At 52.8% G+C, this 10,263-nt stretch carries 11 protein-coding genes and 1 pseudogene; 8 read left to right on the top strand and 4 right to left on the bottom strand.

Features of this window, described 5'->3' with window-relative positions:
- Positions 1–144: 144 nt before the first annotated feature.
- The 8 genes from Q1K24_RS04945 to cmoA are packed head-to-tail and all read left to right on the top strand — an operon-like array spanning position 145 to position 7,252.
- Positions 145–693 carry a HobA family DNA replication regulator gene (locus Q1K24_RS04945; protein WP_300366871.1) on the top strand — a complete coding sequence of 183 codons (549 nt, stop codon included), beginning with the start codon at positions 145–147 and terminating at the stop codon, positions 691–693.
- A 1-nt stretch (position 694) separates the two neighbouring features.
- Positions 695–1,306: a DNA polymerase III subunit delta' gene (locus tag Q1K24_RS04940; RefSeq protein ID WP_300366868.1), complete on the top strand. Its 612-nt coding sequence runs from the start codon at positions 695–697 to the stop codon at positions 1,304–1,306.
- Positions 1,303–2,457 (top strand): dihydropteroate synthase, encoded by a 1,155-nt coding sequence (gene folP / locus Q1K24_RS04935; RefSeq protein ID WP_300366865.1) that lies wholly within the window; start codon positions 1,303–1,305, stop codon positions 2,455–2,457. The genes Q1K24_RS04940 and folP overlap by 4 nt, the downstream gene beginning before the upstream one ends.
- Positions 2,454–3,092: a hypothetical protein gene (locus Q1K24_RS04930; protein WP_300366862.1), complete on the top strand. Its 639-nt coding sequence runs from the start codon at positions 2,454–2,456 to the stop codon at positions 3,090–3,092. Before folP ends, Q1K24_RS04930 begins: the two co-directional genes overlap by 4 nt.
- Positions 3,089–5,044 (top strand): NAD-dependent DNA ligase LigA, encoded by a 1,956-nt coding sequence (ligA, locus tag Q1K24_RS04925; protein ID WP_300366859.1) that lies wholly within the window; start codon positions 3,089–3,091, stop codon positions 5,042–5,044. The genes Q1K24_RS04930 and ligA overlap by 4 nt, the downstream gene beginning before the upstream one ends.
- Positions 5,034–5,744: a TlyA family RNA methyltransferase gene (locus Q1K24_RS04920; RefSeq protein WP_300366856.1), complete on the top strand. Its 711-nt coding sequence runs from the start codon at positions 5,034–5,036 to the stop codon at positions 5,742–5,744. Before ligA ends, Q1K24_RS04920 begins: the two co-directional genes overlap by 11 nt.
- Positions 5,713–6,549, top strand: a complete 837-nt coding sequence (locus Q1K24_RS04915; RefSeq protein WP_300366853.1) for a bifunctional riboflavin kinase/FAD synthetase — start codon at positions 5,713–5,715, stop codon at positions 6,547–6,549. The genes Q1K24_RS04920 and Q1K24_RS04915 overlap by 32 nt, the downstream gene beginning before the upstream one ends.
- Positions 6,539–7,252, top strand: coding sequence for a carboxy-S-adenosyl-L-methionine synthase CmoA (gene cmoA / locus Q1K24_RS04910; protein ID WP_300366850.1), 714 nt, complete (start codon positions 6,539–6,541; stop codon positions 7,250–7,252). Before Q1K24_RS04915 ends, cmoA begins: the two co-directional genes overlap by 11 nt.
- 8 nt (positions 7,253–7,260) lie before the next feature.
- Here cmoA and Q1K24_RS04905 read toward each other — a convergent pair whose 3' ends face one another.
- The 4 genes and pseudogenes from Q1K24_RS04905 to Q1K24_RS04890 form a co-directional block, all read right to left on the bottom strand.
- A complete protein-coding gene (locus Q1K24_RS04905; protein ID WP_300366913.1) occupies positions 7,261–7,650 on the bottom strand; it encodes a CZB domain-containing protein in 390 nt (129 codons plus the stop codon).
- A 60-nt stretch (positions 7,651–7,710) separates the two neighbouring features.
- Positions 7,711–8,187, bottom strand: a pseudogene (locus Q1K24_RS04900) (methyl-accepting chemotaxis protein); the annotation flags it as partial.
- Positions 8,188–8,719: 532 nt separating this feature from the next.
- Positions 8,720–9,229 carry a PAS domain-containing protein gene (locus Q1K24_RS04895; protein WP_300366847.1) on the bottom strand — a complete coding sequence of 170 codons (510 nt, stop codon included), beginning with the start codon at positions 9,227–9,229 and terminating at the stop codon, positions 8,720–8,722.
- The coding region (locus Q1K24_RS04890) for a phosphoesterase (protein ID WP_300366844.1) at positions 9,226–10,263 on the bottom strand (1,038 nt) is incomplete at its 5' end. The genes Q1K24_RS04890 and Q1K24_RS04895, both read right to left, overlap by 4 nt.

Genomic DNA, 10,263 nt, shown 5'->3' with positions numbered 1-10,263 from the left:
CTGGCGGTTCGTGCCCTGCACGACGCCTATCATCTTGACAAATGAACAGATTGAGCGACAAACGGTGAACAGGGGGATCACGATGCAAATATCCATTCACTGTTCACCATTCACCATGCAACGATCTTTCAACGGAGTTTTCCGTTGAAAGATCTACTCACCTGGACCCTCGAAGCGATCCGCAGCGACGATACGATGATGAGCTGGCTGGAAGAGCGGCGATACGACTGGACACCGATTGTGGGAAGCGCCCTCTCAAAAATATTGGAGGGGCAGAGTGTCATCATTCTGACCGACGAACAGAACCGCTGGTTCGAAGAGTATATCATCCGGCGCATCAACCGTCAGGGGATCAACCGCCCGCTGCTTCCGTTCTTCTCTTTCGATGCGGTCTACCCCTATGTCGATACGATCAAAACCGACCAGGATATCGATCTGCTCTTCGATATGCTTTCACTCTCCTACCCCCAGGGATCGTTTTTCTGGTATATCGGAAAAGCGGACCATCCGAGGGCCCGGATCGCCCTGCGCAACGACGAATCGCTGCTCTGGGTCATGGATGAAGAGATGACCAACAGTTTCACACTGCGTTCCTACGACGAAATGATCGATATCAAACTGCTGCAGCTTTTCCGTCTTTTCGACAAAACACTGAGCGCTGCACTCTTCGCCGAAGTCGATACGGGTGGGTGAGATGCCTTCACCGACCTCCAAAATCATCCTGACCGACCGTTTCGAAGAGACGTTCCATACATTGCAGGAGGTTTTCCCCGATGCATTGATCTATCGTATCGAGGCAGACGATTTTCTGATCGAACATGCCAAAGTAGCGATCGAAAAAGCCTATTTGACGAGTGACAGAGAGAAGATCATACTCCTCTGCGCCGGCCATTTCACTCCGATAGCGCAGAACAAACTCCTGAAAATCATCGAGGAACCTCCCTCCAAAACCCATTTTATTCTGGCGACACCCTCCAAATCGGGACTGCTCGCCACGATCCGTTCGCGCCTCGTCATCGAAAACCGGGTCGGCACGAAAACGGCGGTCGAAAGCGGTGTCGATCTGGCCCGATTCGACCTGGGGCAGCTCTTTGCGATGCTGCAGGAGCATCGACGCATCGATACCAAAAAAGCGACTGCACTGGTCGAAACGCTCGCGAAAGAGGCGATGCGTAGCGGTGCCTACACTCTCGATGAGAGTCTGCTCGACACCTTTTCGGAGAGTATCCGCCTTCTCGATATGGGTTCGCCACCACAGTTCGTACTGACGCGGCTCGGCCTGAAGCTTCTGGAGAGAAAGCGGTGAGACTCTATCGTATCGATTCCCCGGCGGACAAACGGGCGTTTTTGAAAAAACTCGGCTGCGATGCCGGGGGTGTTTCCATCATGGCCAGGAAAATGGAGACAATGCTCTTTGTCATCAAGGAGATACCCGCCGGTGCGGCGAATGTTCTGAAACAGGACGCACTGGCACTGGGTGCGGAACTGGCAGTGCCGATCGGTGTCGTAACGTGCAAGGCGTCCCATTACGATGCGGTATTGATGGGGACACGGCGGCAGCTCGAGTATCTCGTCAAAAAGGAGAAGAAGCAACCCTTCGGGTTGAAGCAACTGGCCGAATCGCTTGAGTCGTTTTTGAAGCAACGCCCATTCCAAACCAAAATAATGGGGGTCATCAACGCCAACGACGACAGTTTCTATCCGGGAAGCCGCTACAAGGAGCGCGCGGCGGTGGAAGCGATTATGCGGATGATCGAAGAGGGGGCGGATATCATTGACGTAGGTGGCGTCTCATCACGGCCCGGCAGCGAACCGGTGACACCGGAAGAGGAGCTCTCACGCCTGAAGCCGGTGCTCGATTCGATCCGCTCGGAACGATTGACCGAAAAGGCACTCTTCAGCATCGACTCCTATTCGCCGGAAACCGTTTCCTATGCACTGGAGTGCGGTTTCGGTATCGTCAACGACATCACAGGCATGCAAAACGAGGCGATCGGAGTTCTGGCCAGAGAGTATGGGGCGAAACTCGTGTTGATGCATATGCAGGGGTCTCCGAAAACGATGCAGAAGAATCCGACTTACGAGCATGTCGTTCTCGATGTCGACGCCTTTTTCGAAGAGCGTATCCAAAGAGCCGAAGCGATCGGGTTGACGAAAGATGCTCTGATTCTGGATGTGGGGATCGGATTCGGCAAGAAGCTGGCGCACAATCTGATGCTGCTCAAAAACCTGGACCATTTTACCCATTTCGGTTGCGAGATGCTGATCGGTGCGAGCAGAAAGTCGATGATCGACAAGATCGTATCGACACCCGTCGAAGAGCGTCTGCCTGGAACGCTGGCAATCCATCTGGAAGCGTTGCGCCGGGGTGCTTCGATTATCCGGTGCCACGACGTCAAAGCGCATCGTCAGGCGATCACCGTCTACGAAGCGATCGAAAAAGGGGAAGTGGTATGAGGATAACCAGTCTGTTTATAGCCGGCTTGCTGCTGTTGGTTGGATGCACTTCCAAACCTGGAACGACCACCCCGCAGGAAGTTGCCGGAGAGTTCTGGAATGCGGTAATCCGGGGCGACGGCCGGGCGGCCAAAGCATTGACCGTCCGGCAGAGAATCGAAACGAAGACGGTGATTAAGGTGGTATTGAAACGGGTGGAGACTCTTGGGACGCGTGTCGTCAATGGACGGGCATTCGTGCCGACACGTCTGATCTTTACGATTCCGCTCGAATCACTGAAGTCAAACGAGTGCAACGCCACGTTCGACACGGAACTGCTCAAAGTGGAGGGACGATGGCTCGTCGACGATATTGTGACGATGGAGAACTACCGCAAGAGTGTCGACGAACGTGTCGTTGTCTGCGGTGCGAAGATGCTCGATATGGCGATCGACGAAAGTCTTGAAGAGTTTGAACTTTTCCGGAAAGAGCTTGGAAAAGAGAGTGAAGAGCTTGGCAGAGTGATCCAGAAATCGATGAAAAAGTGGAAAGAAGAGATTATCGAGATGCTCCGTCAGATGCAGAAGAGTCTCGAAGAGCTGGAACCGCCGGCCGAACCGCCGAAATCCTTGCCGGAAAAAGGGGAGCGGATATGACACGCGAAGCGTACAAAGAGGCTGTCGAAACGTTGAAACAGTGGGCATACGCCTACTATGTCGAGGACAATCCGATGGTGACGGATGAAGTCTACGACCGGCTCTATCGGGAAGTGGAGCAGTTTGAGAGAGAGCATCCGGAAGATGTGGATCCGACGTCACCCACCCAGCGTATCGGTGCCCCGCTCAAGGAGGGATTCGCGAAAGCGAGGCATCTGAGCCGGATGTGGAGTATGGAGGATGTCTTCAATGAAAAAGAGTTTGAAGAGTGGATGGCGCGAATTCAAAAAAACTTCCCCGACGAACGCTACTATGTCGAACCGAAATTCGATGGGGCGAGCCTCAATCTGATCTACGAAAACGGGCTGCTCAAACAGGCGATCACCCGCGGAGACGGTGTTGAAGGCGAAGATGTTACCAACAATGCCAGAACGATCCAGTCGATCCGCCTCGAAATCGACCACAAAGATCTGATCGAAATTCGCGGCGAAGTGTTGATGACGAAACAGGAGTTCGACAGAATCAACAAAGAGCGTGCCGAGAAGGGCGAAGCGCTTTTTGCCAATCCCCGCAACGCTGCCGCCGGCAGTCTGCGCCAGCTCGATCCGCGTATCACGGCCAGGCGCAATCTGATCTTCCAGCCCTGGGGAGTCGGTGTCCATTCCCTTCCATATGAGTATCTCAGTAAGGTGATGGGATACATCTACGATCTCGGTTTTCGAAAACCTCCGGTGCGGAAAGTGTGCAAAACGGTCGAGGAGATCGAAACGATCTACGAAGAGCTGAAAACGATGCGGGATAGTCTCGATGTGATGCTCGACGGGATGGTCGTCAAGGTCGATCGGATCGCAGCACAGAATGCGCTCGGTTATACCGTCAAAGCGCCGAGATGGATGGTTGCCTACAAATTTCCGGCCGTCGAGAAACAGACACGTATCAAAGATGTCCTGTTTCAGGTGGGGCGTACAGGTGTCGTCACACCGGTCGCAGTGCTCGAGCCGGTCGAAGTCGAAGGTGTCATCGTCGAACGTGCGACTCTGAACAATTTCGACTACATCGAAAAGATGGATGTACGTATCGGCGATATGGTGACACTGATACGCAGCGGCGACGTGATTCCGAAAATCATCAAGGTTCTGACGCAGTACCGGAACGGCAAAGAGAGGAAGATCGTCCGCCCGATCCGCTGTCCGGTCTGTGGGAGCGAACTGCTCGACGAGGGCAAGCTGATCAAATGCCAGAATCTCAACTGTCCGGCACGTGTCGTCAATTCGATTATCTATTTCGCATCCAAACAGTGCATGAATATCGAGGGATTGGGTGAAAAGATCGTCGAACAGCTTTACAATGCGGGCCTCGTCAAAGAGTTGGAGGATATCTACCACCTGAACATGGACGAATTGTTGAAACTCGAAGGTTTCAAGGAGAAGAAGGCGAAAAACCTGCTGGAGGCCATCGAAGCGAGCAAAGGAGCGGAGTGCTGGCGCTTCATCAACGGCCTGGGTATCGAACATATCGGTGAAGTGGCGAGTAAAAAAATATGCCAGACCTATGGCCTCGACTTTATGGATTTGACGGAGGAGCAGCTGCTGGCGATCGAAGGGTTTGGTGAGGAGATGGCGGAGAGTTTTCTCGAATTCATGCGTGTCAACCGTGAAAAAGTGGAGCGTCTTCTGGCCATCATCCATCCCGTGGCACCGAAAAAGGAAGAGGCCGTCGAATCGCCGTTTACCGGCAGGACGGTCGTGCTGACGGGTACGATGAAGAAGTCACGCGGCGAGATCAAAGCAATGCTCGAACATCTCGGCGCCAAAGTTGTCGGCAGTGTCTCCAGAAAAACGGACTATGTCATCTATGGGGAAGATGCGGGAAGCAAATATGAGAAGGCGAAGCAGCTGGGGGTCGAGCTGATGCCGGAATCGAAAATGTGGGAGCTCGCGGGTGAGGCTTGACGCCACGTTGGTCGATCGTGATTTGGTCGAAAGCCGGACCAAGGCACAGGCGCTGATCCGAGAGGGACGGGTCACCGTCGATGGTATCGTCATCGAAAAACCCTCCCATAAAACGAAGGAAGATGCTCTCATCGAAATTGCCGGTGAAACCGGATATGTCAGCCGGGCTGCCCGCAAACTCAAGGGATTTCTGAATCGTCATCCGGTCGCCATCGATGGCAAACGATGCCTTGACGTGGGTGCGAGCACAGGCGGATTCACACAGATTCTTCTCGAACATGGTGCGAAGAGTGTCACGGCACTCGATGTCGGAAGATCGCAGCTGCATCCGAAATTACAGGAGAATGCGAACGTCATCTGTGTCGAAGAGACCGATGTACGCCGTTTTGTTGCGAAAGAGAGATTCGATCTCACGACCTGCGATGTTTCATTTATCAGTCTCCATCATATACTGCCGGATCTGGAGCGGTTGACGAAGGGTGTGTTGATTCTTCTGTTCAAACCGCAGTTCGAAGTGGGACGAAAAGCGAAACGGGATCGGCATGGTGTCGTGACCGACGAGAAAGCCATCGGAGAAGCCCAGTACCGTTTCGAAGATGCCGCTGCCGAATTGGGCTGGCGGCTTATCGTGAAAGAGGTCTCGGTACTTCCCGGCAAGGAGGGGAACCATGAGTGGTTTTATCTCTTCGTCAACGGTTGACTCGCCGATCGATGCAATCGCCATCGGAAATTTCGACGGGATGCATATGGGGCATCAGGCACTCTTTTCGAGACTCGGTCCAGCTGGCGGTATCGTGGTGATCGAACATTTCCGTGCGACGATGACGCCGGGTCTCTATCGCGCGGCTTTTTCCGAATATCCGCTCTTTTTCTACGATTTCGAGCAGATACGGGGACTTGTGCCGGAAGCATTCATTCAGAGACTCTATGCCGACTTTCCCGCCCTCCGCAGGATCGTCGTGGGAGAGGATTTCGCGTTCGGTGCCGGCCGGAGCGCCGATGTGCGGCAGCTTGAAGTGCTTTTTGGCGGAGAGGTCGATGTGGTGGCCGAGGTGCACACGGGAGGAGAGCCTGTCCATTCGCGATTCATTCGCAGGATGATCCGGGAGGGCAACATCCCGAAAGCGAACAGGTTGCTTGGCCATTCCTATCGAATATGGGGGGAGATCGTCAGGGGACAGGGACTCGGAGCCAAATCGCTGGTTCCGACCCTCAATGTCGATACCGGCAGATTTCTGCTTCCCGCTTCAGGCGTCTACAGAACCGAAACCTGCATCGGCGACAACTGCCATCCATCCGTCACATTCGTCGGTCATCGCGTCACGACGGATGGAAGGTTTTCCGTGGAAACGCATATCATCGACCAGGATCTTCATACCCGGAAAACACCATGGAACGTGTCGATCGTCTGGCTGGATCGGCTTCGTGCCAACAGACGGTTCGATACACTCGATGCACTGAAGAGACAGATCGAATTGGATATTGGAGAAGCCCGTGAAAGATAGACTCTTTGAACAGCCGATCGAGAAGCAGTTCGAATTTGACGAACAGGTGGCAGCCGTCTTCGACGACATGATCGAACGCTCCGTTCCCTTTTACCGGGAGAATCTCGACCTGATCGTCCAGCTTCTTCTCAGACGCATCAAGCCGGGCATGCGCATCGTCGATCTTGGCTCCTCTACCGGTCTGCTTATGATCGAGTTGGCCAGGCGGTGTCGTGTTGATGCAGAATTCATCGGCATCGACAATGCGCCGGCGATGATCGAACTGGCACGGAAAAAAGCGCAGGCACTCGATGCAGCGGTAGCATTTGTCTGTGAGGATTTGATGGCATACGATTTCAGCGGTTCCGATATCGTCATTGCCAACTATACCCTCCAGTTCATCCGGCCCGTCGTTCGCAACAATGTGGTAAAAAAGATCCATGATTCACTCAAACCGGGGGGAATGTTCGTCTGCAGCGAAAAGGTCCTGATGGAGGACAAATGGCTGAACAAACAGATTATCGATATCTATTACGATTACAAAAAGGTACAGGGATACAGTGAAACGGAAATCATGCGCAAACGCGAGGCATTGGAGAACGTTTTGATTCCCTATACGATTGCGGAGAACAGGTCGATGTTGAAAGAGGCAGGATTCGAAACGGTGGATACCGTTTTTCAGTGGGGCAATTTTGTGACGATGATTGCGGCAAAAAGAGGATAGCCCTCTTTTTACGCACTTTTTTGCATCGGTTCGATGATGTCGATGATATCGGCGTTCGCTTCGCGGATCATCTCCCGGATCAGTTTGAAGAGTGTATTGCTCGCTTCTTCCATTTTCGAGAAATTTTTTACGACCAGTTCGCGTTTTTCGTGTGTCAGGCAGTTTTTCTCCAGCGCACACGGTATGGTTTCGAGTACCATTTTGTGAACCGTGGCGTGGGGCCCTTCCATCGCTTTGTAGGCTTTTGTATGGCTGAAAAATCTTTTCCCTGCACCCTCGTAGTACCATTTCCCCATGCGGCAGCTATGGTGGTCGCTGAACTCTTCTACGAGTTCCGACCGTTCATTGAGAACCGTGGTATAGGCTTTCGACTTAAAGACGATATGATCGATTTTCACCAATGTTCCAAAAAGGGAATTATGGATATATTTGGCCTCTTTGGCCGAGATGTCCGCATTGTGGGCGAACGTTTCGAGAGTGCTTTCGAATGCATGCACATCGGATTGTGAATTTGTGGCGATGTTGGTGATCTGCTCGGAGTTTGCCTGGATATCGTTGGACTCCTGCTGAAGGGTCTGGATCGTGATGGCGATCTCCTGGGTCGCTTTCTGCGTGCGTTCGGCCAGTTTTCGCACTTCGTCGGCGACGACGGCAAACCCCCGGCCATGTTCGCCGGCACGTGCAGCCTCGATGGCGGCGTTGAGTGCCAGCAGGTTGGTCTGATCAGCGATATCTTTGATCAGATTGACGATGGTGGAGATTTCGCCAGTCCGTTCATTGAGCGAGATGATCGCCTCGTTGCTGTGCGAGATGAGTTGAATCAATTCGTCGAGGCTCTGTACGATTTTCTGAACCGTGATTTGGCTTTCGGATGCCTCCTCCGCCGTTTTTCTGGTGTTTTCCGCGATACGCTCCAGTACGCCGGAATTGCTCATAATATCTTCCTGAATGATGTTGAGACCGGAACTGATGCCTCCGGTGGCCTGTTCGAATTCGCGCGCCAGTTCACCGCGAAGTATCGTTTTGTACGAATCCGCAATCGCCTTGATGGCACGGTTGAGATGCGGCGTGGCGGCTTTGAAATCGCCTTTGTATCCGTCGACGAAAATGATGCGGTAGCTTTTTCCTTCGCCGGCCGAGTTGATGGATGCGCGGATGTCGCGCATCATCTGCTCCACCTGGTCGAGCATGTCGTTGATGCCCCAGGCGACACCCTGCAATACATGGTCGTCGGGAATATGGGTGATCCGGTCGGAAAGTTCACCGCGTCCCGCTTTGATCAGCACGTCGCGCACCTGACGGATGAGCGGATCGTTGAAAATTTTTTCACAGGCAGAATCACCTCCTGCGGGAACGAAGAGCGTTCCGATGGCGAGTACCGTGACGATCGCACCGGCGATGTAGTCTCCGGTTACGAGCAGGTAGATCGCCGCGCCCAGTGCGACAAGCAGTGTGGCGAGTGTCTGTTTATTGTTGAAGGCCGAGGACAAACTCGTCATACGAAACTCCTTTTTCGTTCAAGATATCGTTGAGCAGACGTCCGGAAGCTTCCATGCCTCCGCTGCGTTCTGCTGTGAGCAGTCGGGAATAGAGCTGGGGGATGATCTGCATCGCCTTGTCGCTCGGTTTTCGCCGGACCGAATGGTAGTCGCGGATGGAGCCGTCCGGCGCCGTCGTGGCCGTGACATTGGCGAAAACCCAGTAGTATCCGCCGTCTTTGCAGAGGTTTTTGACGTAGGCGAATATCTCCTCTTTGTTCTGGATCCGGTCCCATAAGAGTTTGAAGACGATCTTGGGCATATCCGGATGGCGCAGAATCGAATGGGGCGAACCCAGCAATTCGCTTTCGGAATAGCCGGACATCTTGATGAATATCTTGTTGCCGTAGATGATGCGGCCTTTCAGGTCTGTTTTCGATACGATGAAATCCTCATCCTTCAGAAACCGTTCGGTTCCTGTCGGTGCGGGTCGCTTCATAGCTGCTCCTTCGTTTTTTCGTCAATCAGCGTCTGAACGAACTGTTTGACATCTGCATAGCTGTATGTCTCTTTGAAATTATTAATGCGGCCGCCACTGGCGTTGGGATGTCCTCCTCCACCGGCCAGAGTCGCCGCGATTTCGCTAACATCGGCCTTGTTGTTGCTTCGTAAACTTATCGACCCATTTGGAGAAATGTTTAGGATGAAGTCGATATCGGGATTGGCGACGAGAAACGCGTTTCCGATGACGGAAATATTCGGTATACCAAATGTCAAAACACCGACCTTGTCTCTGTAACGGATTTTCAGATCCTCTTTTCTGGTTGTGAGCAGGTCGGTCAGATAATCGGCGACAAGATTGTCGAGGGTGTTGTCGTTGCGATTGGCGGAAAAGAACGCTTTTTTGATCGCATGCATTTCGTTGTCGAGTCTGATGTGGGCATTCTCTTCATCGATAATGGCATTGGCAGATTTGATCATGTGAAATTTGTGTTTGCGATCGTGTTCGTCGAAAAGCGCACGCCCTACCTCCCGTGAGGAGGCGATCGCACCCATAAGGACTTTCCCAAATTCAAAACCTTCCTCTTCGGTCAGCCAGATATCGATCGCATTGATGGCATCGACCAAATTGCCGTAATGCGCTACCGATTCGCAGTGCATCGTTTCGACAAGCCAGTCGTAGGTGATTTTGGTGGCGGAGCGTGTCGTATCGAGGTAGTACCATCCATATTTCTCGGCGCACTCTTTTCCGCTGCCGTGGTGGTCGAGCAGTTGTATCTGGAGGGTCACGCCGCTTTTGAAATTGTGAAGCTTGTCGAACTGTTTTTCGATAAATTCACACTGCTGGAGAGAGAGGTTGAGATCGGTGATGAGCAGCAAAATCGTTTTGGCAGGATCCAGCAGCATCTGATCGAAAAAAATCTTCAGTCTTCCGGTGATTTCATCTCCGTAATTGCTGTTTTGGAATCTGATGTTTTCGAAACAGTGGGAAGTCAGGAACTGACAGGCGTAGCCGTCGAGATCGGTATGGGA

The sequence above is a fragment of the Hydrogenimonas sp. genome (assembly GCF_029932565.1).
GTDB lineage: Bacteria > Campylobacterota > Campylobacteria > Campylobacterales > Hydrogenimonadaceae > Hydrogenimonas.
The sequence above is the reverse complement of the archived record's forward strand: the minus strand, read 5'-3'. Positions and strand labels throughout refer to the sequence as shown.